Annotated in this window: 21 protein-coding genes, 1 tRNA gene and 1 pseudogene; 11 read left to right on the forward strand and 12 right to left on the reverse strand. The window is 46.6% G+C overall.

Annotated elements, in window-relative coordinates; genetic code table 11:
* Positions 1 to 12: 12 nt before the first annotated feature.
* Positions 13 to 543: an RNA pyrophosphohydrolase gene (rppH, locus tag WES_RS04655; RefSeq protein WP_000564488.1), complete on the reverse strand. Its 531-nt coding sequence runs from the start codon at positions 541 to 543 to the stop codon at positions 13 to 15.
* A gap of 352 nt (positions 544 to 895) precedes the next feature.
* Positions 896 to 1,042: a hypothetical protein gene (locus tag WES_RS24685; RefSeq protein WP_016159643.1), complete on the reverse strand. Its 147-nt coding sequence runs from the start codon at positions 1,040 to 1,042 to the stop codon at positions 896 to 898.
* 185 nt (positions 1,043 to 1,227) lie between these two features.
* Here WES_RS24685 and mutH point away from each other — a divergent pair, with 185 nt between their 5' ends.
* The 4 genes from mutH to WES_RS04635 all read left to right on the forward strand — a co-directional run bounded on the left by mutH (position 1,228) and on the right by WES_RS04635 (position 4,203).
* Positions 1,228 to 1,917: a DNA mismatch repair endonuclease MutH gene (mutH, locus tag WES_RS04650; RefSeq protein WP_000082202.1), complete on the forward strand. Its 690-nt coding sequence runs from the start codon at positions 1,228 to 1,230 to the stop codon at positions 1,915 to 1,917.
* Positions 1,918 to 1,985: 68 nt separating this feature from the next.
* Positions 1,986 to 2,699: a TerC family protein gene (locus tag WES_RS04645; RefSeq protein ID WP_000895630.1), complete on the forward strand. Its 714-nt coding sequence runs from the start codon at positions 1,986 to 1,988 to the stop codon at positions 2,697 to 2,699.
* Positions 2,700 to 2,836: 137 nt separating this feature from the next.
* Positions 2,837 to 3,055, forward strand: coding sequence for a lipoprotein YgdR (gene ygdR / locus WES_RS04640; protein ID WP_000758660.1), 219 nt, complete (start codon positions 2,837 to 2,839; stop codon positions 3,053 to 3,055).
* 107 nt (positions 3,056 to 3,162) lie between these two features.
* The gene (locus WES_RS04635) at positions 3,163 to 4,203 is read left to right on the forward strand and encodes an NADP(H)-dependent aldo-keto reductase (protein WP_016159644.1); all 1,041 of its coding nucleotides are present in this window, start codon (positions 3,163 to 3,165) and stop codon (positions 4,201 to 4,203) included.
* 32 nt (positions 4,204 to 4,235) lie between these two features.
* On the opposite strand, the gene lplT is transcribed toward WES_RS04635, so the two are convergent.
* Positions 4,236 to 5,429 (reverse strand): lysophospholipid transporter LplT, encoded by a 1,194-nt coding sequence (gene lplT / locus WES_RS04630; protein ID WP_000004643.1) that lies wholly within the window; start codon positions 5,427 to 5,429, stop codon positions 4,236 to 4,238.
* Positions 5,422 to 7,581: a bifunctional acyl-ACP--phospholipid O-acyltransferase/long-chain-fatty-acid--ACP ligase gene (gene aas, locus WES_RS04625; RefSeq protein WP_016159645.1), complete on the reverse strand. Its 2,160-nt coding sequence runs from the start codon at positions 7,579 to 7,581 to the stop codon at positions 5,422 to 5,424. Before aas ends, lplT begins: the two co-directional genes overlap by 8 nt.
* A gap of 384 nt (positions 7,582 to 7,965) precedes the next feature.
* On the opposite strand from aas, the gene galR reads away from it, so the two are divergent.
* Entirely contained in the window at positions 7,966 to 8,997 is a 1,032-nt protein-coding gene (gene galR, locus WES_RS04620; RefSeq protein WP_016159646.1) for an HTH-type transcriptional regulator GalR, read from the forward strand.
* A gap of 6 nt (positions 8,998 to 9,003) precedes the next feature.
* Here the strand turns inward: galR and lysA are convergent, their stop codons facing one another.
* A complete protein-coding gene (gene lysA / locus WES_RS04615) occupies positions 9,004 to 10,266 on the reverse strand; it encodes a diaminopimelate decarboxylase (RefSeq protein WP_016159647.1) in 1,263 nt (420 codons plus the stop codon).
* Positions 10,267 to 10,520: 254 nt separating this feature from the next.
* Here lysA and lysR point away from each other — a divergent pair, with 254 nt between their 5' ends.
* On the forward strand, positions 10,521 to 11,438 hold the full coding sequence (gene lysR / locus WES_RS04610; protein ID WP_000741843.1) for a DNA-binding transcriptional regulator LysR: 918 nt from the start codon (positions 10,521 to 10,523) through the stop codon (positions 11,436 to 11,438).
* 4 nt (positions 11,439 to 11,442) lie between these two features.
* Here lysR and ygeA read toward each other — a convergent pair whose 3' ends face one another.
* The 5 genes from ygeA to WES_RS04585 all read right to left on the reverse strand — a co-directional run bounded on the left by ygeA (position 11,443) and on the right by WES_RS04585 (position 17,091).
* Complete coding sequence (gene ygeA / locus WES_RS04605; protein WP_016159648.1) at positions 11,443 to 12,135, reverse strand: amino acid racemase; 693 nt, start codon at positions 12,133 to 12,135, stop codon at positions 11,443 to 11,445.
* Positions 12,136 to 12,263: 128 nt separating this feature from the next.
* A complete protein-coding gene (araE, locus tag WES_RS04600; protein ID WP_000256428.1) occupies positions 12,264 to 13,682 on the reverse strand; it encodes an arabinose-proton symporter AraE in 1,419 nt (472 codons plus the stop codon).
* Between the two features lie 315 nt (positions 13,683 to 13,997).
* The gene (gene kduD, locus WES_RS04595; RefSeq protein WP_016159649.1) at positions 13,998 to 14,759 is read right to left on the reverse strand and encodes a 2-dehydro-3-deoxy-D-gluconate 5-dehydrogenase KduD; all 762 of its coding nucleotides are present in this window, start codon (positions 14,757 to 14,759) and stop codon (positions 13,998 to 14,000) included.
* A 29-nt stretch (positions 14,760 to 14,788) separates the two neighbouring features.
* Complete coding sequence (kduI, locus tag WES_RS04590) at positions 14,789 to 15,625, reverse strand: 5-dehydro-4-deoxy-D-glucuronate isomerase (protein ID WP_000383242.1); 837 nt, start codon at positions 15,623 to 15,625, stop codon at positions 14,789 to 14,791.
* A 284-nt stretch (positions 15,626 to 15,909) separates the two neighbouring features.
* The gene (locus WES_RS04585) at positions 15,910 to 17,091 is read right to left on the reverse strand and encodes an acetyl-CoA C-acetyltransferase (RefSeq protein ID WP_000656049.1); all 1,182 of its coding nucleotides are present in this window, start codon (positions 17,089 to 17,091) and stop codon (positions 15,910 to 15,912) included.
* A 256-nt stretch (positions 17,092 to 17,347) separates the two neighbouring features.
* Here WES_RS04585 and WES_RS04580 point away from each other — a divergent pair, with 256 nt between their 5' ends.
* From WES_RS04580 to WES_RS0121720, 5 genes and pseudogenes are all read left to right on the forward strand, one after another.
* Positions 17,348 to 18,577, forward strand: a complete 1,230-nt coding sequence (locus WES_RS04580) for an amino acid permease (protein ID WP_000036850.1) — start codon at positions 17,348 to 17,350, stop codon at positions 18,575 to 18,577.
* Between the two features lie 458 nt (positions 18,578 to 19,035).
* The gene (locus WES_RS04575) at positions 19,036 to 19,668 is read left to right on the forward strand and encodes a helix-turn-helix transcriptional regulator (protein WP_010354900.1); all 633 of its coding nucleotides are present in this window, start codon (positions 19,036 to 19,038) and stop codon (positions 19,666 to 19,668) included.
* 333 nt (positions 19,669 to 20,001) lie between these two features.
* The gene (locus WES_RS04570) at positions 20,002 to 20,817 is read left to right on the forward strand and encodes a winged helix-turn-helix domain-containing protein (RefSeq protein WP_016159650.1); all 816 of its coding nucleotides are present in this window, start codon (positions 20,002 to 20,004) and stop codon (positions 20,815 to 20,817) included.
* The gene (locus WES_RS04565) at positions 20,804 to 21,286 is read left to right on the forward strand and encodes a hypothetical protein (protein WP_000199214.1); all 483 of its coding nucleotides are present in this window, start codon (positions 20,804 to 20,806) and stop codon (positions 21,284 to 21,286) included. Before WES_RS04570 ends, WES_RS04565 begins: the two co-directional genes overlap by 14 nt.
* 641 nt (positions 21,287 to 21,927) lie before the next feature.
* Positions 21,928 to 23,333, forward strand: a pseudogene (locus WES_RS0121720) (winged helix-turn-helix domain-containing protein).
* 182 nt (positions 23,334 to 23,515) lie between these two features.
* Here WES_RS0121720 and WES_RS04560 read toward each other — a convergent pair.
* Both WES_RS04560 and actS read right to left on the reverse strand, forming a co-directional pair.
* Positions 23,516 to 23,589, reverse strand: a tRNA-Gly gene (locus tag WES_RS04560).
* A gap of 78 nt (positions 23,590 to 23,667) precedes the next feature.
* Positions 23,668 to 24,423 carry an amidase activator ActS gene (gene actS, locus WES_RS04555; RefSeq protein ID WP_016159652.1) on the reverse strand — a complete coding sequence of 252 codons (756 nt, stop codon included), beginning with the start codon at positions 24,421 to 24,423 and terminating at the stop codon, positions 23,668 to 23,670.
* Between the last annotated feature and the right edge of the window lie 352 nt (positions 24,424 to 24,775).

Here is a 24,775-nt window from a genome sequence, read left to right on the forward strand (position 1 = left end):
AATGGGCGTGACTTAACCTCTTTTACGTCGATAAGCAGATACGTTTTGTGGTTTAGGCGTATTTTCTTGCAGCGCCATCACAACACTTGCGAACTCTTTCATTACCCTACGGTAGACATCACGTTTAAATGACACCACCTGTCTGACCGGATACCAGTAACTTACCCATCGCCAGCCGTCAAACTCTGGTGTACTGCTGGTTTGCATATTGATTTCCGCATCGCCACTCACCAGCTGCAAGAGAAACCATTTTTGTTTTTGGCCGATACACACCGGCTTCGTGTCCCAACGCACCAAACGTTTCGGTAATTTGTAGCGCAACCAGTTACGCGTTGAAGCAAGGATTCGAACGTCTTTACGGCTTAATCCTACTTCTTCAAACAATTCACGGTACATCGCCTGTTCTGCGGATTCTCCGGGATTAATTCCGCCTTGCGGAAATTGCCAGGAGTGCTGACCAAATCGCCGGGCCCACATTACTTGCCCCTGACGATTACAAATCACGATACCTACGTTTGGGCGGTAGCCATCGTCATCAATCACCGGACTACCTCAAAATAAAGCTTTATATACGAATGATTGTTTCATACTCCAGGAAGACGGTAAACCACTCTCTGCAGGGCATTACACACTAATAACAATTGAATAACTCACAGTTAAGTGCAGAGTTATAAACAGAGGAAGGGGTGGATAGCCGTTTTTATTCACCTTTTCTGTGGATAGAGTTGTGAAGAACTACGGAATTACCACGGGAAAACCCAGAGCATTCTGAATCAGCCGCTAAAATACACTTTAAAATATTCGTTATTAATCAATATATTAAATACATAAATATTGATAAAACAGAGAAATTCGTGACCCATGTCACACCACTCATTTACGCGTTGGCGAAAGATCAACCAACGTCGTATTTATCCACAGAATGTGCCACTAAGTTAAGCACCGAACCACTAAAAATTAGAGTTTCGTCGCACGTCAAGGCTGTAAATGGAAACAGTAGTGAGGGTTTTTCACAGTTATCCCAGCTTTCTGTGGATAACATGGTGTAAGATCCTGTTTATTTTCAGTGACCAGAATTGGAAAACCCACCAGGACGTTGCGCAACACCGTCACCTGTGAATTAAAAAACAAGATAAATCATAGAATTGAATAAGGCTTGTGGAAAAAGTTACACTCTGAATATTCGGTACAAAATAGCTGCTTATTTTTTAATCAAGGTGTAATGCCATGTCTCAACCTCGCCCATTGCCCTCTCCCCCCGAAACTGAAGCGCAGTTATTAGCGCAAGCACAGCAACTTTCTGGTTACACCCTTGGTGAACTGGCAGCACTTGCCGGATTGGTTACGCCGGAGAATTTAAAACGCGATAAAGGTTGGATCGGTGTGTTACTGGAGATCTGGCTTGGCGCCAGCGCAGGAAGTAAACCTGAACAAGATTTTGCCGCTTTAGGCGTGGAACTCAAAACTATACCTGTAGATACTCTTGGTCGCCCGCTGGAAACGACATTCGTTTGTGTTGCACCGTTAACTGGCAATAGCGGTGTGACCTGGGAAACCAGCCACGTGCGCCACAAACTCAAACGGGTGTTATGGATACCGGTTGAAGGCGAGCGCAGCATCCCACTGGCGCAGCGTCGCGTAGGAGCACCGTTGCTGTGGAGTCCGAACGAAGAGGAAGACCGCCAGCTACGCGAAGACTGGGAAGAATTAATGGATATGATTGTCCTCGGTCAGGTTGAGCGAATCACCGCTCGTCACGGGGAATATTTGCAAATACGACCGAAAGCGGCGAATGCGAAAGCTCTCACCGAAGCCATTGGCGCCGAGGGTGAACGAATTCTGACATTGCCGCGCGGATTTTATCTGAAAAAGAATTTCACCAGCGCACTGCTGGCGCGTCATTTTTTGATCCAGTAGCCATCGCTTTGACCTGCTGCATTCCGGGCATATAATTACCGCTTCATTTTTTGGGCAGGGCTTTTTAGATGTTATTTGCATGGATAACCGATCCTAACGCCTGGCTTGCGCTCGGTACGCTGACGCTGCTGGAGATCGTTCTTGGGATCGATAATATTATTTTCCTTTCTCTGGTGGTCGCAAAGTTGCCCACCGCACAGCGTGGTCACGCGCGGCGTCTGGGACTGGCAGGAGCCATGGTTATGCGTCTGGCGCTGCTGGCGTCGATTGCCTGGGTTACGCGCCTGACGAATCCGCTTTTTACAATTTTCAATCAGGAAATTTCCGCTCGTGATTTGATTCTGCTGCTGGGTGGTCTGTTCCTTATCTGGAAAGCCAGTAAGGAGATCCACGAGTCTATCGAAGGCGAAGAAGAAGGGCTGAAAACACGTGTTTCATCATTCCTCGGCGCTATCGTGCAGATTATGCTGCTGGATATTATTTTCAGCCTCGATTCGGTGATTACCGCCGTGGGTCTGTCGGATCACCTGTTTATTATGATGGCGGCCGTAGTCATTGCCGTAGGCGTGATGATGTTCGCCGCACGTTCGATTGGTGATTTTGTTGAACGCCATCCATCAGTGAAAATGTTGGCGCTCTCTTTCCTGATTCTGGTGGGCTTTACCCTGATCCTGGAAAGTTTCGATATCCACGTACCGAAAGGTTACATCTACTTCGCGATGTTCTTCTCCATTGCAGTAGAAAGCCTCAACCTGATTCGCAATAAAAAGAATCCGCTCTGATATTCCGTTCGCTCTCCTGTGGGAGAGCGAACGTCTTCCCTTTATTCTCACAGTTTAAGACTTTCCTGCTTTCAAGATGTATAACGTCAGATTATAAACAGACTATTATCATTGATGGGCTTAATGAGGATAACCGGATGAAAAAATGGGCAGTATTAATTTCCGCAGTCGGACTGGCATTTGCTGTTTCCGGTTGTAGCAGCGATTATGTGATGGCAACTAAAGATGGTCGAATGATCCTGACTGATGGAAAACCGGAAATTGACGATGATACCGGGCTTGTGAGTTATCACGATCAACAAGGTAACGCGATGCAAATTAACCGCGATGATGTCTCGCAAATTATTGAACGTTAAAAAATAAGGTCAGCATCCGGCTGGCCTTAAGATTTTTCGCTTTCCCTTTTCCCTTCCCTCTGCCATTTTTATATTCCTTATGTCGTGATTATAAAAAGGAAACGGCTATGCAATATCACCGTATACCCCACAGCTCGCTGGAAGTCAGCACGCTGGGGCTTGGCACGATGACGTTTGGTGAACAGAACAGCGAAGCCGACGCCCATGCACAACTCGACTATGCCGTTGCTCAGGGCATTAATCTTATCGACGTTGCCGAGATGTACCCTGTACCGCTGCGCCCCGAAACTCAGGGTCTGACCGAAACCTATGTCGGTAACTGGCTGGCAAAACATGGTAACCGCGAAAAATTAATTATCGCCTCTAAAGTGAGCGGACCGTCGCGCAACAATGACAAGGGTATTCGCCCGGATCAGGCGCTGGACAGGAAGAATATCCGCGAAGCTCTGCATGACAGCCTCAAGCGCCTACAGACTGATTACCTCGATCTTTATCAGGTACACTGGCCGCAGCGCCCGACCAACTGCTTCGGCAAACTCGGTTATAGCTGGACGGATTCCGCGCCTGCGGTTTCGCTGCTGGATACGCTGGATGCACTGGCAGAATACCAACGCGCAGGGAAAATTCGTTATATCGGCGTGTCGAATGAAACCGCATTTGGCGTAATGCGTTATCTACATCTGGCGGACAAACACGATCTGCCGCGCATCGTCACTATTCAGAACCCCTATAGTCTGTTAAACCGCAGCTTTGAAGTGGGTCTGGCGGAAGTCAGCCAGTATGAAGGCGTCGAGTTGCTGGCCTATTCGTGCCTGGGTTTCGGCACGCTGACCGGTAAATATCTCAATGGTGCAAAACCGGCTGGTGCGCGTAATACGCTCTTTAGTCGCTTCACCCGTTATAGTGGTGAGCAAACGCAAAAAGCTGTCGCGGCATATGTTGATATTGCCAGACGTCATGGTCTCGATCCTGCTCAGATGGCGCTCGCTTTTGTACGCCGCCAACCGTTTGTTGCCAGCACGCTGCTGGGCGCAACGACGATGGAACAGTTGAAAACTAACATCGAAAGTTTACATCTGGAGTTGAGCGAAGACGTATTAACTGAAATTGAAGCGGTGCATCAGGTTTATACTTATCCGGCACCTTAAGCATTAACGCCGGGCTTACCCGGCGTTAAATATTAATGACGGCGTTGCCAGACCCACAGCGCCGTTATTGCCAGCGCAAACAGCGCACCGAAGCCAATGCCAATGGGCACGACAGGAATACCCACCATGACCGCCAGCGAGTAAATGCCCAACATCAGCAACATGGCACTGTTTTCGCCCAGGTTCTGTACTGCAATCGCATTCCCCGCCCCGACGCTTTTTTTACCCCGCTCCTGGAGTAACGCATTCAATGGAACGACAAAAAAGCCGCCCAGCACGCCAATCAACATCAGCAAGGCATAGGCTGGCAGCAGCTCATGTTGCAGGGAGAAAATCAGTACCACCACGCCAATTAAAATCCCGGCGGGCATACAGCGTGAAACGGTTTCCAGCGTGACCAGCTTCGCTGCCGCGCCGGCACCAACCACGATGCCAATCGCCACCATGGCGTTGAGATAGGTCGGCGTTGCGTTATCGGTAATGCCCAGCGCCACCGGCACCCAAAGCACTAACAGGAAACGCAGCGTGACGCCTGCTCCCCAGAACAAACTGGTGCCTACCAGCGAAAAACGCGTTTCTCCATTGCGCCATAACGAGGTGCAGGCATTCAGGAAACTGCGGGTCATGTTGATGAGATTCCACGACTGCCCCGGACGCGCCGCCGCCAGTTTTGGAATGTAGATATTGGCGACGACCGCACCACCGTAGGCCAGCGCACATGCTGCCAGAGCGACCAGGACATGCCAGTCAGCCAGTACACCACCGGCTACGGAACCGAGCAAAATCGCTGCAATGGTGGAGGCTTCCATTAAACCGTTAGCTTTCACTAACTTGCTGCCAGTGGTCAATTCACCAAGAATGCCGTATTTCGCCGGTGAATACGCCGCTGCTCCCACGCCGACCAGCGTATAGCCGAGAAAGGGATTGATGCCAAAGCAGATACTGGCAGCACCCAGCAGCTTAAGACCGTTGGCAAACATCATCACCCGACCTTTGGCAAAGCTATCGGCCACCTGCCCGACAAACGGCGCAAAAAGAATGTAAGCACCTACAAACACCATTTGCAGGACGGGCTGACTCCACTCCGGATAGAACTGTGCTTTCAGTAACGCCAGAGTGGCAAACAGCAGCGCGTTATCGCCAAACGCAGAGAGAAACTGCGCGACGATAACCGCTTTCATCCCCTTCGACCACAGCGAAGTGTTAGTGTGCACTGACTCACTCATCGTGTTGTTCCGCTTCGTCTACCCAGCTTTTCAACGTGACAAAGTCAGGTTTACCGCTGCCCAGTAATGGCATCTGTTTCAGATAGCGAATGTCGCGCGGTACGGCAAGTTCCGGCACGCCGTGCTCGCGGGCATACTGTTGCAGTTTATCGCGCGCCAGTTCACTGTCCGTGGTGAAAAGCACCAGCGCCTCACCTTTGCTGGCATCGCTCTTAATCGCAGTGGCATGCATCTTGTCTGGTGAAACACCAATGGCCAGTTGTTCCACCATTTCCAGCGACACCATTTCGCCTGCAATTTTGGCAAAGCGTTTCGCGCGCCCCTGAATCTGCACAAAGCCCTGCTCGTCGAAACGCACGATATCGCCCGTGTCATACCAGCCGCGCTCCATTTCGCCGCGAACATTCTCGGCGGTGGGCACTTCCAGCACGCCCGGCTTCTCTACCCGCAGGTAGCCGTTCATAATGTTCGGCCCTTTCAGTTGCAGGCGGCCACCGTCTTCGATACCCGGAACCGCCAGCAGCCGAGCATCCATACCAGGCAAAATACGCCCTACCGTACCTGGTTTCGCCGCCATCGGTACGTTGATGGACACCACCGGCGCGCATTCCGTCACACCGTAACCTTCAAGAATGCGCAGGCCAAATTTATCCTGCCAAAGCTGTTTGGTGCTTTCTTGCAGTTTCTCTGCGCCTGCCACCACATAGCGTAGACGATAGAAATCATACGGGTTGGCAAAGCGCGCGTAGTGACCGAGGAAGGTCGAGGTGCCAAAGAGCACGGTACAACTGCGGTCGTACACCAGTTCCGGCACAATGCGGTAATGCAGCGGGCTTGGATAAAGGAATACTTCTGCGCCCGTCAGCAGGGGCGTAAACAGGCCAACAGTCAGACCAAAAGAGTGGAACAGTGGCAATGCCGACATAAAGCGATCGTTGGTGGTGAAGTCGGCAATGGTTTTAATCTGCTCGACGTTCGCCAGAATGCTTTTATGGCTATGGACAACACCCTTCGGATGACCTTCAGAACCGGAGGTAAAGAGGATCAGCGCCTCTTCTTCTGGCTGCTGTTTTACCTGTGCGAGGCGCGGCACCAGCAGATGCGCGAAGATCCACACTTTGTCGGCAGTGGTGACGTCCGCTTTTAAATCTTCCAGATAGACCCAACGTACCTGAGTTAACTGTTCCGGCAGATGCCAGAGTTTGCCTTTATCGAGAAACTGGCGGGAAGTGAAGATGGTTTTGATTTCAGCCGCCGTAATGGCACTGGTCAGCCCTTTTACCCCAGCGGTGTAGTTCATCATTGCGGGAATGCGACGACGTGCGATGGCTCCGAAAATCACTGCCGCACTGATGCCCGCATTGGGCAGCATTAAGCCGATGCGTTCCCCTTCAACACTGTATTTTTCAAGAATGCGCCCGACAAACAGCGTTTTGGTAAGTAATTTACGATAGGTGTCAGGGGTAAAATTGACATCTTCGACACACTTTTTACCCGCACCGAAGCGGTACATCGCACTCAAAAAGGATTCGTACAACGTTTCACGCGGGCGCACTGCCATACGCGCTTCCATCATAATTTGATGCAGCATTTCGCCAGCGATTTTGCGACGGTCACGGGCACGCGGCGCATCCGGCATCTGTACCTGCGTTGGTGGCAAAATATGCAGATGAATTTGCGGGAACAAGCGACGTTTAACCAGACCTTTCAGGCGGCTGAAGTGCGTAAGTTCCGCCCCTTCAATACGCACTGGAATGACTGTCGCACCTGACTTCGCAGCGACAAAACCCGCGCCATCGTAGATTTTCATCAGCGAACCGGTTGTCGTGATTCGTCCTTCAGGGAAAATCACCACCGGTCGCCCCTGTTCCACCAGACGTACCAGATGTTTAATTGCCATAGGTTGCGTCGGGTCGAGGGGAACGAAGTCGATAAATGATTTCAGCCAACGCATATACCACTGCTGGCTGATGGAGGTGTAAACGGCAAAAACAGGGCGAACGGGTAAAAACAGCGCCAGTAATATGCCATCAATAAATGAGACGTGATTGGGCGTGATAAGAACGCGCTCGCCCTTCAGTGCCTGGGTGTCGCCTGTCACGCGAACACGGTACAGGACACGGCACAAATTACGAAAAAAGCTAAAAAGCATTCCAACTCCCTTTGCTCATTCTTCAGTAAAAGCGAATGGTGCGAGATTACACCAGAAGGAGAACGCGAGCGACAGTAAAATGGGTGCGAAAAAAAACCTGCGCATCCGCGCAGGTTGGTGTAATTCATGTGATCAACCCGAAGTTGACTTCACCTATCAATACCTCTGGGATCACCACTTTATCAATCTGAAGCCAAACGCCACCAGCGGTCAATCGCAACAGCGTTTCGCAAAGTGTAACCAAAGGTTTGCAATCTCTTTTTTTGTCTTACTTATTTGCGTTTCGCTCACATTCCCCGCGCTGAAAGTACCACGCCCCTTGAACCAACGGACGTTTTCCGTAACACTGACAGAATGTAAGCGTTTACCCACAAAGGTATTTTCATGGCGACCATAAAGGATGTAGCCCGACTGGCAGGCGTTTCAGTCGCCACAGTTTCCCGCGTCATTAATAATTCTCCCAAAGCCAGCGAAGCTTCCCGGCTGGCTGTACATAGTGCAATGGAGTCTCTTAGCTATCACCCGAACGCCAACGCCCGGGCGCTGGCACAACAGGCCACCGAAACCGTTGGTTTGATTGTTGGCGATGTCTCTGATCCTTTTTTCGGCGCAATGGTGAAAGCGGTTGAACAGGTGGCTTATCACACGGGTAATTTTTTATTGATTGGTAATGGTTACCACAACGAGCAAAAAGAACGTCAGGCCATTGAGCAGTTGATCCGCCATCGCTGCGCCGCACTGGTCGTTCATGCCAAAATGATTCCCGATGCCGATTTGACAGCATTGATGAAACAAATGCCCGGTATGGTGCTGATCAACCGGATCCTTCCGGGGTTTGAGAATCGTTGCATCGCACTGGACGATCGTTATGGCGCCTGGCTGGCGACGCGTCATTTGATTCAACAAGGCCATACTCGCATTGGTTATCTCTGCTCTAACCACTCTATTTCTGACGCCGAAGATCGTCTGCAGGGTTATTACGATGCCCTTGCCGAAAGCGGTATTCCGGCCAATGATCGGCTGGTAACTTTTGGCGAACCGGATGAAAGCGGCGGCGAACAGGCAATGACTGAACTGCTGGGAAGGGGGCGAAATTTCACTGCCGTGGCCTGTTATAACGATTCAATGGCGGCAGGCGCGATGGGTGTACTCAATGATAATGGTATTGATGTACCGGGTGAGATTTCATTGATTGGCTTTGATGATGTGCTGGTATCGCGCTATGTGCGCCCGCGTCTGACCACCGTGCGTTACCCAATCGTGACGATGGCGACCCAGGCTGCCGAACTGGCTTTGGCGCTGGCGGATAATCGCCCTCTCCCGGAAATCACTAATGTCTTTAGTCCGACGCTGGTACGTCGCCATTCAGTGTCAACTCCGTCGCTGGAGGCAAGTCATCATGCAACCAGCGACTAACCGCAGTTAAAGCAATTCCAGCGCCAGTAATTCTTCGATGGTCTGGCGACGGCGAATCAACCGCGCCTGACCATTATCAAACAGAACTTCTGGTAACAGCGGACGGCTATTGTAGTTGGATGACATTGATGCGCCATATGCCCCTGTATCATGCAGTACCAGATAATCACCTGCCTTCACTTCCGGCAAGGCGCGGGTTTCAACATTTCCCCCTTCCTGCTGGGTAAAGACATCGCCCGATTCACATAACGGCCCGGCGACGACGGTTTCCACCGTTGGTGCGTGCTCAAGGGAATGACCATCAGCCGCCAGTGCGCTAATGTGATGGTAACTGCCGTACATTGCCGGGCGCATCAGATCGTTAAACCCGGCGTCAACCAGCACAAAGTGGCGGCTCCCCATCTGTTTGACGCTTCGCACCTGGGTAATCAACACACCAGACTGCGCCACCAGGAAGCGACCCGGTTCAATTTCCAGTTTCACAGGGTGACCCAAATGATGAGCGATCTGCTCACGTGCCGCATTCCACAGGCCATAATAATGCTCGGTATCAACCGCTTCTTCTCCCTGTTGATAAGGAACTGAAAGCCCACCGCCAGCAGAAATCGCCTGTAAATCCTGATCAAAGTCGATAACCTGCCGCACCATCGCACCACACACCTGTTCCAGATGCGCATAGTCAACACCGGAACCAATGTGCATGTGAATGCCGACCAGCTGCAATTGATGCCGCTGTATTACTTCCAGTGCGGCGGGAAGATCGGTATACCAGATACCGTGCTTGCTGTTTTCGCCGCCGGTATTGGTTTTTTGGCTATGTCCATGACCAAATCCCGGATTAACGCGCAGCCATACCCGATGCCCTGGCGAAACCTGGCCTAGTTGGTCGAGCATATCGACAGAACCCGCATTCACCGGAATTTGCAATTCACTGACACGCTCGAGCGTAGCCTGGTCGATAACATCAGCGGTAAAAACAATATCATCGGGATGCGTTTGTGGATTGTATCCCGCCGCCAGCGCGCGCTCGATTTCGCCCAACGAGACGGAATCTACTTTCACGCCCTGCTCTCGCATTAAGCGCAAAATATGGATATTGGAGCAGGCTTTCTGCGCAAAGCGCACCACATCAAACTGCTTCAGAGCCGCAATCTGCCGACGAATGATTTGTGCATCGTAGATCCAAACCGGGCAACCGAATTCTGCAGGCAAGCGCAGCAGATTTTCGGCGGTGAGATCGGTATCGGTGCTGAACAGTGAATGTGGCATAACAAACTCCGAATAAGTGAGGCTGACGGCGAATAAAACATTGCCTGATGCACTTCGTTTATCAGGCCTACATGGCTCCTGCAATATATTGAATTTGCAAGATCTTGTAGGCGCATCAACAAAGCGCACATTGTCAACAATCTGAATAAGTGCTTTTTTATGATTACGCCACATCATAAAAAGAATAAAAAATATCGATTTATGCCAGGTCTATGCAAAAATGATATGGATTACCGAAGAATGAGATTAAGCAGATGGCCGCCGTTAACTTACGTCATATTGAAATTTTTCATGCGGTGATGACCGCCGGCAGCCTGACTGAAGCGGCACAACTGCTACATACTTCACAACCCACTGTCAGCCGCGAACTGGCGCGCTTTGAAAAAGTGATTGGGCTGAAATTGTTTGAGCGCGTACGTGGACGATTACATCCTACCGTGCAAGGACTGCGGCTGTTCGAAGAGGTGCAGCGATCCTGGTACGGCCTGGATCGCATTGTCAGTGCCGCAGAAAGTTTGCGCGAGTTTCGCCAGGGCGAACTGTCTATTGCCTGCCTGCCGGTCTTTTCGCAGTCTTTTTTGCCGCCACTGATGCAACCGTTTCTGGCTCGCTATCCTGAAGTCAGCTTAAACATAGTGCCGCAGGAATCGCCGCTACTTGAAGAGTGGCTCTCGGCCCAGCGCCATGATTTAGGCCTCACCGAGACGCTGCATACACCTGCGGGTACGGAACGTACTGAATTACTGTCTTTAGATGAAGTATGTGTTTTACCGCAGGGGCATCCGCTGGCAGCAAAAGAGGTATTAACGCCGGAAGATTTTCAGGGTGAGAATTACATCAGCCTTTCCCGTACTGACAGCTATCGCCAGTTATTGGATCAACTATTTAATGAACATCAGGTTAAACGCCGCATGATTGTGGAGACCCACAGCGCCGCGTCAGTCTGCGCGATGGTACGGGCGGGGGCGGGAGTTTCCGTGGTTAACCCGCTCACCGCACTGGATTATGCGGCAAGCGGTTTAGTGGTACGGCGATTTAGCATTGCAGTTCCGTTTACCGTTAGCCTGATTCGCCCCCTTCACCGCCCGTCATCAGCACTGGTGCAGGCATTTAGTGAGCACTTACAGGCAGGTTTACCGAATCTGGTTGCCTCACTTAACGCTATTTTGTAGCGAGTTACGACAGCATAAAGGCGACGGCATCCTCGGCATGAAGAGCGGTGGTATCGAACACGGGCAGGACACTGCGCTCCTCTGGCACCAGTAAACCAATTTCAGTACAACCGAAAATCACGCCCTGCGCCCCCTGTTCTGCGAGACGAGTAATGACTTGTGCATAATAAGCGCGTGACGTTTCGGTAAATTGCCCCAGACACAGCTCTTCAAAAATAATCTGATTAATTTTCGCCCGCTCATCCGCTTCAGGCACCAGACAATCGATAGAAAATTGCTCTGCCAGCCGTCCACGATAAAAATCCTGTTCCATGGTGTAGCGCGTTCCCAGCAGCGCCACGCGCTTCATTCCAGCACGGGTGATGGCACGCCCGGTGGCATCCGCAATATGTAAGAAAGGCAGTGAGCAACGAGACTCGATGGCATCTGCTACTTTGTGCATCGTATTGGTACATAACACAATACCTTCTGCTCCTGCCCGTTGTAATCCAAGCGCCGCACTGGCAAGAATCTCTCCTGTTTTGTCCCACTCACCGCGACGTTGGCACTCTTCTATTTCATGAAAATCGACGCTATGTAGCAGCACTTGCGCAGAGTGAAGCCCGCCAAGTCGCTGTTTAATGCCTTCATTTATCAGGCGATAGTAAGGAATGGTGGATTCCCAGCTCATTCCTCCCAGCAAACCAATTGTTTTCATTCCTCTCTCCTGGTGTGAGTTACCGCAACAGGGCTGATTAAGGAACGAGACAAACGCCTCAACGGCCTGGTGCCAGATCTCTATTAGCGAAAAAAAGGCCGGATGTACAGCACATCCGGCCTGTGAAATCAGACACCGATATTTCTCAATTTCTCACCAGCCATCAGTCTACGTTCGATATGTTCCAGCGTGACATTCTTGGTTTCCGGAATAAGCCAGAAGGTGATGCCAACAAACGCAATGTTCAGCGCAGTGTAGAGCCAGAACGTACCTGCCGCACCAATGCTATCGAGCAGAGTCAGGAAGGTCGCGCCAATAATCATGTTCGACACCCAGTTTGTGGTGGTCGAGCAGGTAATACCAAAATCGCGGCATTTCAGTGGCTGAATTTCGGAGCACAGGATCCACACCACTGGCGCGGCGCTCATCGCATAACCGGCAATGCACATCATTGTCATGCCAACAGAGAGCCAGGACAAACCACTGGAAGCCGTACCGTTATCAAACTGCATCAGGCAATAGCCCAACACTAAAGTTCCCAATGCCATCACGCTAAAACCAATTTTCAGTGCCGGTTTACGCCCCGCTTTATCTACTGTAAAGACAGCAATAAAGGTGGCGAACATAAATGTCAGCCCCACGACCAAAGTCGCAATCATCTGTTGTTCTGTGGTCGTAAAGCCCGCCATTTTGAAGATGCGAGGCGCGTAGTACATGATGATGTTCATACCGGTAAATTGCTGCATCGCCTGCAACAACATACCGAGAAACACTGCTCGACGGACATTACGGTTGATCTTAAACAGCGCCCAACCGCCCTGTTTTAATTTCAGGCTTTCACGAATTTCGTTGAGTTCGTCTCGCGCTTTTTCCGACGTATCGCGCAGCATACGCAGCACTTCTTCCGCCTCAATATGACGCCCTTTCTCCGCCAGCCAGCGCGGGCTATTCGGCAGGAAGACCACCAGAATAATCAACACAACTGCCGGTAAGGCAAGAACACCTAACATTGCGCGCCAGTTACCGCTATAGCTGAATGCTGTGTCGGATAAAAACGCCAGAACGATGCCAAGCGTGACCATTAACTGGTACATACTGATCATCTTGCCACGTACTTTTTCACTCGCCATTTCAGAGAGATACAGTGGCGCAGTGTAAGAGGCAATCCCCACCGCAATCCCCAGAACCACACGGGCCGCGATTAACATTTCGACACTGGTGGCAAACGCTGATCCTATTGAGCCCAATACGAACAGCACAGCACCAGCCATCAGGCTGTATTTACGTCCCAGACGGAATGACAGCCAGCCGTTAAATAGCGCACCGATTGCTGCGCCAAGCATCATGCTACTGACGACCCATTCCTGCAAACGACTGGTCAGCACAAAGTGATCGGTGATAAACGGTAATGCACCTGCGATAACCCCGATATCAAGACCGAATAACAATCCCGCGACCGCAGCAGCTACCGAAACAAACATATTCATACGCCGCGTATCACGCAGAGGGCGCGGCGTTAAAGCAGATTCCGTATTGATAGTAACCATTTTTTCCTGCCAGCACAGAGTAAGACATAGTGAAAAAATACGTGAACAATTAACTCAGGTGTCAGGTCGGAAATAGCATAAATATGGATTAAATTGCTGCCACATGCAGTTATGTGATGGACATTACACTTTTAAAATTAAGTGAAATTAATGACATTATTATTAAGCAACTAATTTTAAAGCAGATAAAACCAACAAAACTTATCAATTGATAATTAATATGGATTATTTAATAGCCATGATATGGATTATGTTGATTATCAGAAATAAAAAACCCTGCCAATGTGACAGGGTCATAAATGTAAGCAAAATGAATTAACGTGCTAACCAGCCGCCATCCACGGCAATGGTGTAGCCATTAACATAGTCAGAAGCACTGGACGCCAGAAACACCACCGGCCCCATCAGATCGCTCGGCAACCCCCAACGCCCCGCTGGAATACGATCCAGAATTTCCGCACTACGCTGTTCATCAGCCCGCAGTTGCTGAGTATTGTTGGTCGCCATGTAACCCGGAGCAATCGCGTTAACGTTGATGTTGTGTTTTGCCCATTCGTTCGCCATCAGGCGCGTCACACCCATTACGCCGCTTTTTGATGCGGTATATGAGGGCACGCGGATCCCGCCCTGGAATGAAAGCATTGACGCGATATTAATAATCTTGCCGCCATTGCCCTGCGCGATAAAGTGCTTCGCCGCCGCCTGGGACATGAAAAACACGCTCTTGATGTTCAGATTCATCACATCGTCCCAGTCTTTTTCGCTGAAATCGAGAGCATCTTCGCGGCGAATTAATCCGGCGTTATTCACCAGGATATCAATATGACCAAATTCTGCCACTGCACGATCCAGCAGTGCTGGAATACCATCAATCTTACGCAGATCGGCGGTCAGGTTTAAAAAACGGCGCCCCAGCGCAGTGACCTGTTCAATGGTCTCTGTTGGCTCAACAATGTTGATGCCAACAATGTCACAGCCCGCTTGCGCCAGACCCAACGCCATTCCCTGCCCCAGCCCAGTGTCACAACCGGTGACAACTGCAACTTTACCTTCAAGAGAAAATGCATTTAAAATCATGAGAATACCTTATTCATATATATCCGCGACTAGCGCAGATCTTTAATGGCAACGTGGTCCATATCATCAAAGACCTGGTTTTCACCGACCATGCCCCAGATAAAGGTATAAGCCCTGGTTCCTACACCTGAATGGATAGACCAGCTTGGGGAAATCACCGCCTGTTCGTTATGCATCACAATGTGACGCGTTTCTTGCGGTTGCCCCATCATGTGGAAAACGCAGGCGTCATCGTCCATGTTGAAATAGAAGTAAACTTCCATCCGGCGCTCGTGGGTGTGGCACGGCATGGTATTCCACAGGTTTCCCGGTGCCAGTTCCGTTAGCCCCATACTCAACTGGCAGGTTTCCAGCACATCCGGCACAAAGTATTTGTTAATCGTGCGGCGGTTACTGGTGAGATTATCGCCCAGCGTAACCGGAGACACTTCAGACGGCGTGACTTTTTTGGTGGGATACGTCGTGTGAGCAGGTGCGCAGTTGTAATAAAACTTCGCCGGAGTGGCGCTATCAATGCTGGCAAAAACAACTTCTTTTGCACCTTTACCAACATAGAGGGCGTCGCGGTGACCGATTTCATAACATTGGCCATCGACGGTAATCGTACCGGTTCCGCCAATATTGATAACGCCCAGCTCACGACGCTCAAGAAAGTAGCTCACGCCCAGTTGTTTTCCTACTTCCCCGCCAACGGAAACCGTTTTTGCTACCGGCATAATGCCGCCAACAATAATACGGTCAATGTGGCTGTAAACCATGGTGTACTCATCCGCGACGAATACCTTTTCAACCAAAAATTCATTGCGCAGCCCTTGGGTATCCAGCGTTTTCGCGTGCGCACTGTGGATGCTCTGTCTTACGTCCACATCAACCTCCGATAATCATTGAAGTGTGAAATTAGAACGATTGTGAAACATCGTTTCGTTTTTCTATTGAAGGATGATAAGCCCGTGATGTGCTCTTTTCAATTAAAAATAAAACATTGTTTCATTTTTAAGAAGGCGATTGTGAAAAGTGTAGTGTCGATCACGAATAAGCCGGGGAAAGGAAAAAGTCAGGTTCTATATGGGATATGCATAGACGTGCCAGCCATCATTATAAAGCAGCTTGATGGCGGTAGAGGTTTAACGGATAAGGAAGAAATACAGATCTAATCGTCACGCTCAATAGTTAACGCCACCCCCTGACCACCACCAATACAGAGTGTAGCCAATCCTTTACGAGCGTTGCGTTTCACCATTTCATGAACCAAAGAAACCAAAATGCGGCAACCAGAGGCGCCAATCGGATGACCCAATGCAATCGCGCCGCCATTAACATTGACCCGGCGTTCATCCCATTCAAGCATCTTGCCAACAGAAAGCGCCTGCGCGGCAAATGCTTCATTAGCCTCAATAAGATCAACATCAGCCAGCTGCCAGCCTACACGCTCCAGGCAACGGCGAGTCGCATACACAGGAGCAATACCCATCAGTGCAGGATCAACACCAACGCTGGCAAAGGCGCGAATACGTGCCAGCACGGGTAAATTCAACGCATGTGCTTTAGCTTCGCTCATCATCATTACCGCAGCCGCGCCATCATTGATGGATGAGGCATTTCCTGCGGTAACAGAACCGTGACTATCAAATGACGGATTTAAACTAGCCAGCCCTTCGGCACTGGCATCAGTACGCGGCTGCTCATCGGTATCAACAATCAGTAACTGCCCGTTACTTTGCGTTCTGACCGGGACGATCTCATCTTTGAATCGTCCGGCATCAATGGCCGCCCGCGCTTTCTGTTGTGAGCTAAGTGCGTAGGCATCTTGTAACTGACGACTGATACCATATTCGCGCGCCAGATTTTCGGCAGTGACACCAATATGGTAATCATTGAATGCATCCCACAAGCCATCATGCACCAGGCTATCAACCAATTGGCTATCGCCAAGCTGTGCTCCGGTGCGGCTATCAGTCAAAACATGTGGCGCACGACTCATATTTTCCTGACCACCGGCAATAACAATATCAGCCTCGCCACACTGGATCGCCTGAGTAGCAAGATGCAAAGCTTTTAGCCCGGAACCACAAACATCATTAATGGTAATTGCCGAAACGCTGTTGGGAAGACCACCTTTAATGGCAGATTGCCGTGCTGGATTCTGCCCTGCCCCGGCAGTCAGAACCTGTCCAAGAATCACTTCATCCACCGCATGTGCAGCAACGCCGGTGCGCTCTAATAATGCTTTCACGACCAGACTGCCTAATTCTACCGCAGAATGACCAGCCAACGCGCCACGAAAGCAGCCGATAGGTGTTCGTAACGCACCGACAATCACAACATCTTTCATCACAACCTCGCACCAATTAACAGCGCAATAGTAAATGATTGTTAATTTCAATTATCCAAAATGTTTAAAAAAAGTGATTTTTATCACAAAGGAAATTTACCGTAAGAAGGGAGGATGATATCTGACTGGCACGCAAGGTTTGCATCTACTAACACACCAATCCAGAGGTTGATATAGCGTTAATCTCCCATGTCCGGCCTGGTTTATGGTAAATTGCCCTCCATTTTGTTTAATTTGTAGATGATACGTTCAAATAATGTCTAAAATTTGGTCAAAAGAAGAAACTCTCTGGAGCTTCGCACTCTACGGCACAGCCGTTGGCGCAGGCACGCTCTTCCTTCCTATTCAATTAGGTTCAGCAGGAGCGGTGGTCCTGTTTATTACTGCACTGGTCGCCTGGCCTTTAACATATTGGCCACATAAGGCCTTGTGCCAGTTCATCCTTTCTTCAAAAACATCGGCAGGCGAAGGGATCACTGGCGCGGTAACTCACTACTATGGCAAGAAGATCGGTAATCTGATTACCACTCTGTACTTCATTGCCTTTTTTGTCGTTGTACTGATATACGCAGTGGCAATCACCAACTCACTCACTGAACAGCTGGCGAAGCATATGGTCATTGATCTACGCATCCGTATGCTGGTGAGTCTTGGCGTTGTGTTAATCCTGAATCTTATTTTTCTGATGGGGCGTCATGCCACAATTCGGGTAATGGGATTTTTGGTTTTCCCGCTGATTGCTTACTTCTTATTTCTTTCCATCTACCTGGTCGGTAGCTGGCAGCCTTCTTTATTAACAACCCAGGTAGAGTTCAATCAGAATACCCTTCACCAGATATGGATATCGATTCCCGTGATGGTTTTCGCCTTTAGCCATACTCCGATTATTTCTACGTTTGCCATCGACAGACGAGAAAAATACGGCGAACACGCTATGGATAAATGCAAAAAAATTATGAAGGTCGCTTATCTCATCATCTGTGTGAGCGTGCTGTTCTTCGTGTTTAGCTGCCTGTTATCAATTCCACCTTCATATATTGAGGCAGCCAAAGAGGAAGGCGTCACCATTTTATCGGCACTGTCTATGCTGCCAAATTCCCCTGCATGGTTGTCAATTTCCGGGATTATTGTCGCGGTAGTTGCAATGTCTAAATCATTTTTAGGCACCTACTTTGGCGTTATTGAAGGTGCGACGGAATTAGTCAAAACCACGTTACAGCAGGCGGGCGTTAAAAAAAGCCGTGCATTTAACCGCGCGCTGTCAATTATGTTGGTATCACTGATTACTTTCATCGTTTGCTGCATCAACCCTAACGCAATTTCGATGATTTACGCGATCAGTGGTCCGCTCATTGCCATGATTCTTTTTATCATGCCAACACTGTCTACGTATCTCATTCCAGCCCTTAAACCCTGGCGCTCCATCGGAAATCTAATTACGTTGATCGTGGGTATCCTGTGCGTATCGGTAATGTTCTTTAGTTAATCGCTGATGAGAATGGTTCAAAATAGTCATTATTTTGAACCATTCCAGTTCTTACAATGCCTCTCCACCATTAATCACCCTCCTGACTATCTATAGCATAAACAAACAATATCAAGCTGTTATCCTCAGTAAAAATCTGAACATCTTAAATAAGACTATTTAAGATGCGTCACTTAGATTTACACGATATCGTCTGGTTATTCGAAAACAATTTGCAGTATAGATATTCCTAATGCATTAAGCATTTATCTGATTTGCGATAAGCCAAACATGGTTAAATGAGTGAAATCAAGCCATATTTAAAACTTAATGATGCATTCTTAAATATCTTATTGAGAATAATATCAAATACAGATTAAACGCAAATTCCAATTAAAAGCTTATTAAATCAGGGTGTATTGACATCATCAATAACCAATGAAATTATGCGATTATCTATGAATAGGGAGGTTATTAACATGAGACTTTGTAGTAGATATAAAAGTCTTACATGCAATAGTTGCTCAATGCATTGCCAAATAATGCCAGAAAAGTCACCGCGCTTGCAGTATTGTGCAAACGCCTGTTTTTGTATGTGGCCCGAAGATAGTTCGTATTTTAATCGTGGCGTGGTTGAAGGCATATTAAGTAAAAATCACAATGCTCGATTAAGCGGATACATTTTTGTGGATTTTTCAGTAAGTTTTTTACGTCTTTTCCTGGATAAAGACTGGATTGAGTATCTTGCAAGTACGGAAATGGGAATTGTGTTGATAAGCGACAGGAATATGCAATCTCTTGCTAATTACTGGAGAAAACACAACCCCGCAATATCAGCCATTATATATAATGATGATGGACTGGATGTTGCTAACGAGAAGATCAGGCAGTTGTTTATTGGTCGTTACCTGTCATTTACCAGAGGCAATACGTTGACTCAAATGGAGTTCACCATAATGGGGCATATGGTCTCTGGCTATAATCCATATCAGATTGCAGACACTCTCGACATGGATATCCGTAGCATCTACGCCTACAAGCAAAGAATTGAAAAAAGGATGGGTGGTAAAATAAACGAATTATTTATACGTTCAAACTCAGTTCAGCATTGAAACGTAACTATCCACAATAATAATTATTGTATATACGGGCATTTATAATAATGCCCGTATTTTATACGATGAGCTTCAAGTCCGCTTGTTAATTTTTAGTTTAATCATGTGAATTTTGTGTGCTATTCAAAAATTCATGAGAGAAAAAACCATAAAAGTAGACGTTATAACCGTTAAATTTGTTAACACACATGGTTATTTAAGTTGCATTAATATATTGCAATTATAATTGTCATAATGAATATAAAATTAATATATATTTATTAGATGAATACTAATATACTTACCAAACTATCTCATTTGAATTTTCTTGATGCTGTGTTTTATTGACCTATGTACTGGATTATTAACAATAATATTGAGTTCTGGCCGGAACACAAGAAATTAATTTCGGTACATGACGCCGAGTTGAACGTTGTTCTGACAACGCCCGCAAGCAGGTGTTTATCGTTGCTACTCGAAGCTTTTCCAGATGTGGTCGCCCAGCAGGACTTTTTCTCCAGAGTCTGGGAAGAAGAAGGTATGCGTGTACCGGTCAACACGTTATACCAAAACATATCGATTATCAGGCGTGGGTTTCGCGCGGTTGGTGATACGACCCATTCGCTTATTGCAACCGTGCCGAGAAAAGGGTTCAAGCTCAATAACGATATCAACATAGAAAATCATACCCCCCTCTCTGCAATAGATGTTCAAAAGCACAACTCTCCCCTCAGTTTGAACGTTACAGATGGGGTTAAAGAGATAAATTCTGCTCCAGATAATCATGTCAGGAACATACTCCGGCACTCTAAATTTTATTTACTCATGTTAAGTGCATTTGGTGTGGGTTTGCTTACCGCATTTTTACTATGGAATAATAATCAACCCAAACCATTCTTTAGAGATTACAGGACTGTTGCAGAAATAAATGGTTGTCATTTTAATGTAACAGAAGATAGCATTAATGGCCTGAAAGATTTTGATAAATATAAAAAGCATATATTAGCGTCAGGAATTGACTGCAAAAAATATCCATGGCTATATTTCCCTCTTGCCAGATCGTTTCCGGGCTTGATTGTTATGGCCTGCAAAAAAAGCTATAGAAATAACGAAGTTGCAGGTTGTTTAACTTTGTCTTATCGTGGGATTAATCGTGACTCGTTATAAAAAAGCCCTGATACTTATTTTATGTTTTATTAGCGGATTTGTTCTTTTTATTACCTATCATTATTCTAAACAGCAAATCGCATACAATGAAAAATGTACGGCTAACTGGGTTATTTTTAATGACCAGGGACAAGCCAATCTTACCCTTGACTTTATGTATAATAAAAACAAAAAGACAGGCATAGTTGCACTGAGCGGCACATGGAAACAAAACACAAAGGCTTATAAAGCAATTCGACGTGATATTGAATATACATGGACTGAAAATTATAATACTTTGCATCTCACCTCCAACAAAATAAATAAATTCGATATTATCGATCAAGTTGAAGATAATAAACTCGCACTACTCCTTCCTGACTTCTATGTCTTTTCAGGAAAAATGATAAGCTATAATATACAAACACAGGGTAATCGCGGTTTTCTTTTTAACATTAGTAACAGGGCGATTATGTACTGTGCAAGGTAACCCCTGACACGGTCGAAATAAAAATAGTAAAATAACACATGCAATATTTCTATAATTTTTTATAACCATACATATCTATATAGCAACCTTCCACTCCCTAAAAACATCAGCAATATATTCCCCTTCTCTCAGTATGACACTCACTCTTCAAATTAACGCCTTGCTGGTATTAATTTGAAGGAAATATCCCCAGCGAGAATACTCCATTGTAATAAATTATATACATGATGGTGCAAAAAACAAACAAATATATTTTATGTCTGGCATATCAAAAGCAATAATAAACTGACAGGGAAAGATATCGTTACTATAACATTCACAAACAAGGTTAGAACTCGATATATAGCTGTTACCTGACTATGTTTTCTTATCTTAAATCAAAATCAGCACTCAGTTAAGGAATGATGGTCGCGTCAGTTTATCATTGCTTTTCAATTAGTTATGTAGAAACATGATTAAAAAGCATTAATTAAGGACATTTCAGGTTACATTCGAAAAAATCCTCTATAAATTAATGCAAACAGTCATGGAATTTTATATATACAAAATCATATACAGTTTAATAAAACATATATGAATATCAGTTATATCTATTACTCATTCAGGACGTAAATAACCATAAACTTTACAGGGGTTAGCTAATGGATTTAGAAATTAAGTTTTCATATCATTTTCCTGATGGAATAATTCTTACAGAAGATGGTATTCTTACAAAAGGGAATGAGCAATCTTACATACCTCCGAAAGAGCTTGGCGTATTATTTGTATTGCTTGAATCATCTGGCAATGTTGTATCAAAAGATATGATCATTGAGTCCGTGTGGAAAAATGTGATTGTAAGTGACGAGTCCCTTACACGGTGTATATATTCATTAAGATGTATTTTTGAACGCATCGGTTATACCCGCTGTATAGAAACCATATACAGGAAAGGCTATCGATTCAGTGGGCAAGTTTTCAAAATAAAAGGGAACCAAAATAATGAAGAAGGAAGTACGGTTGCTTTATTTCCATTTACAACGTCTCACAGTCATCATGATCCATTAACACTAAATCAGGATCTTGTACAACTTATCTCAAACCAAAAAAATGATGACCTTTATATATACCCACTGGCAGCAACCCAATATTGTATAGATAATAAATCTCAAACAGCTTTTCTGGCCAGATTCAAACCGGATTATTTTATAACCGGAAGAATCAACCAACATGGAACATCAAATAGTTTATATGTTGAGGTGATCGATGCAAAAAGCTTTTATCTTGTTGCCAGCACACATCTGCAAGCGGATGATATACAAAAAGTATCACAATTTATAATAAGTAATTTGTATCTGGCTATGAAGAAGCCTAAAGCTGTACAGGGCTTGATTAGTCAACGCGATTCTTTTAATGACCATATTTTATCAAAAGAAATGTCTAACGGAAAAAACGCGCTAAATGAGTTCACGCCTGAAAGTATTGTCAAAGCAATAACGATATTTGAACACCTGAAAAAAAACACAATATTCCGTCTCTAATAAATGAGTGTCATTGCCTGTTGGCTGAATGCTATATATCCCTGGCTCTTCATGGTATGAATGAACACAAAGATGCAACTCAAAAAGCATTCGCATTTATAGATAAGGTGTCAGATAAAACTATTTGTGATGGAAAGATTTCAGGAATCATGGGATTGATAACTGGTCTTTCCGGACAAGCAACGACATCACGTATTTTTTTTGAACATGCGCAGACACAAATATTAGATATCGCCGCCTTATACTATTATCGTGCACTGGTAAATATATATAACGATAAAATTGAGGATGCAATTGCTTGTATAGACCAGGCACTGTTACTTGAACCTGATATGCATAAAGCTGTGGTAATAAAAAAATGCATTAATGCATATATTTCTGCAACACAGAATAAAAAATGCACACACGTTTATCAAGGAACAGAGAAAGAATGCTATTTAGTTATTATTAATAACATCCAAAAATTAAAGCAATTATCAAAAACTAATAATAATATCGATTTTAATAGTCAATGTGCAGTAGCGTGAGTCGTGATAATCCTCGACTGGTATAACGAATGCAAACTCGTTTATGACTGCTAATGTCGAGGAGCACACAAGCTCTACTTATTTTTGATTGTTGTTATTTGATTCAGCCATACTTGATGTAAGCACATTAAAAGAATGGAAAGTTTCGATAAAAAAAGAAAAATAAATGAGGATATAAAAACTGGAGCGGGCGAAGGGAATCGAACCCTCGTATAGAGCTTGGGAAGCTCTCGTTCTACCATTGAACTACGCCCGCTTTGAGATGCGTAAGGCATTATAAACCTTACGCTCTTCTTAGCAAGTGCCTTGCTACTGACTGCTGATTAATTCACCATCAGCACTTTGGTTTACTGCCCTGTGGCGGCAAGTAGCGCAAAGGATCAATCGCCGTAGCACGGTAACGAATCTGGAAATGTAACCGCACAGATTCAGCATCCGTACTGCCCATCGTCGCTATCTTTTGCCCAGCCTTAACATTTTGCCCATTGTTTACCAGCATCGTGTCGTTATGAGCGTAAGCAGTGATGTAATCTTCACTGTGTTTAATCATGATGAGATTACCGTAGCCACGTAATTGGTTACCGACATACACCACCTTACCGGCGCCGGCTGCATATATTGGCGTCCCGCGCGCTGCAGCAATATCAATCCCTTTATTACCACCATCAGCCATTGAGTAAGGCATGATAACTTTTCCACTCGTTGGCCATAACCAGCAACGTTGTCCGACGGGCGGCCATGAAGATTTCGGAACCACTGGCGGTGGAGTGACTGACGCTGTTTTCGTCGTTGATTTGGCTGTATTTTTTCTCGAGCTGCGGTTACTTTTTGCCCCACCAAGCTTCAACTTTTGACCAACTTCGATGGTATAGGGTGGAGAAATGCCGTTGAGTCGGGCAAGTTCTTTTACGCTTGTTCCCGTGGTGCGTGAAATACGATAAAGCGTATCCCCCCGTTTCACGGTATAAACGGAGCCGGAATACGTTCCTGTGTCTGATGATTTGCTACCAGAACAGCCCGCCAGAAGCAGCCCTGCCGATAACAGCATCACGATACCCAGCGTTTTTTTATTCGGGCGTCCTGCGCTCAAAATCTTTCCTCGCTCAAAAAACAAGACGCTATATCATAGCAGCCACCTGTCAGATACCCAATCCATTGCTCAGAAAATGGATGTACAAATCAAGAATTGTGAATGAATCCATTAGGATAGCGATCCCCCATTTGCACATCATCATAACGCAAAAGAAGGCATCCTGACTGTCGCCTAATATTCATTTATCACAATGATTTTTATCACACTCATATTGATACACAGCCCTCTCTTTCTTTGCTGATAAAAACGCATCATCCCTGGCGTTTTATTAACAACATCACACTTCCCTCCTCCCCCCATGCTTATAGTCGTTTCTGGCGTAATTCTTGCCTGCAAAGACTAAATCATT

The organism is Escherichia sp. KTE31, from assembly GCF_000407925.1.
Classification (GTDB): domain Bacteria; phylum Pseudomonadota; class Gammaproteobacteria; order Enterobacterales; family Enterobacteriaceae; genus Escherichia; species Escherichia ruysiae.

What these genes read in the sequence shown, in the direction of transcription:
- lysR (WP_000741843.1), top strand. Translation starts at nt 10,521, where the DNA reads ATGGCCGCCGTTAACTTACGTCATATTGAAATTTTTCATGCGGTGATG.
- galR (WP_016159646.1), top strand. Translation starts at nt 7,966, where the DNA reads ATGGCGACCATAAAGGATGTAGCCCGACTGGCAGGCGTTTCAGTCGCC.
- WES_RS04580 (WP_000036850.1), top strand. Translation starts at nt 17,348, where the DNA reads ATGTCTAAAATTTGGTCAAAAGAAGAAACTCTCTGGAGCTTCGCACTC.
- WES_RS24685 (WP_016159643.1), bottom strand. Translation starts at nt 1,042, where the DNA reads ATGTTATCCACAGAAAGCTGGGATAACTGTGAAAAACCCTCACTACTG.
- WES_RS04575 (WP_010354900.1), top strand. Translation starts at nt 19,036, where the DNA reads ATGAGACTTTGTAGTAGATATAAAAGTCTTACATGCAATAGTTGCTCA.
- aas (WP_016159645.1), bottom strand. Translation starts at nt 7,581, where the DNA reads ATGCTTTTTAGCTTTTTTCGTAATTTGTGCCGTGTCCTGTACCGTGTT.
- lplT (WP_000004643.1), bottom strand. Translation starts at nt 5,429, where the DNA reads ATGAGTGAGTCAGTGCACACTAACACTTCGCTGTGGTCGAAGGGGATG.
- ygdR (WP_000758660.1), top strand. Translation starts at nt 2,837, where the DNA reads ATGAAAAAATGGGCAGTATTAATTTCCGCAGTCGGACTGGCATTTGCT.
- kduD (WP_016159649.1), bottom strand. Translation starts at nt 14,759, where the DNA reads ATGATTTTAAATGCATTTTCTCTTGAAGGTAAAGTTGCAGTTGTCACC.
- mutH (WP_000082202.1), top strand. Translation starts at nt 1,228, where the DNA reads ATGTCTCAACCTCGCCCATTGCCCTCTCCCCCCGAAACTGAAGCGCAG.
- lysA (WP_016159647.1), bottom strand. Translation starts at nt 10,266, where the DNA reads ATGCCACATTCACTGTTCAGCACCGATACCGATCTCACCGCCGAAAAT.
- WES_RS04635 (WP_016159644.1), top strand. Translation starts at nt 3,163, where the DNA reads ATGCAATATCACCGTATACCCCACAGCTCGCTGGAAGTCAGCACGCTG.
- WES_RS04645 (WP_000895630.1), top strand. Translation starts at nt 1,986, where the DNA reads ATGTTATTTGCATGGATAACCGATCCTAACGCCTGGCTTGCGCTCGGT.
- WES_RS04570 (WP_016159650.1), top strand. Translation starts at nt 20,002, where the DNA reads ATGTACTGGATTATTAACAATAATATTGAGTTCTGGCCGGAACACAAG.
- araE (WP_000256428.1), bottom strand. Translation starts at nt 13,682, where the DNA reads ATGGTTACTATCAATACGGAATCTGCTTTAACGCCGCGCCCTCTGCGT.
- WES_RS04585 (WP_000656049.1), bottom strand. Translation starts at nt 17,091, where the DNA reads ATGAAAGATGTTGTGATTGTCGGTGCGTTACGAACACCTATCGGCTGC.
- ygeA (WP_016159648.1), bottom strand. Translation starts at nt 12,135, where the DNA reads ATGAAAACAATTGGTTTGCTGGGAGGAATGAGCTGGGAATCCACCATT.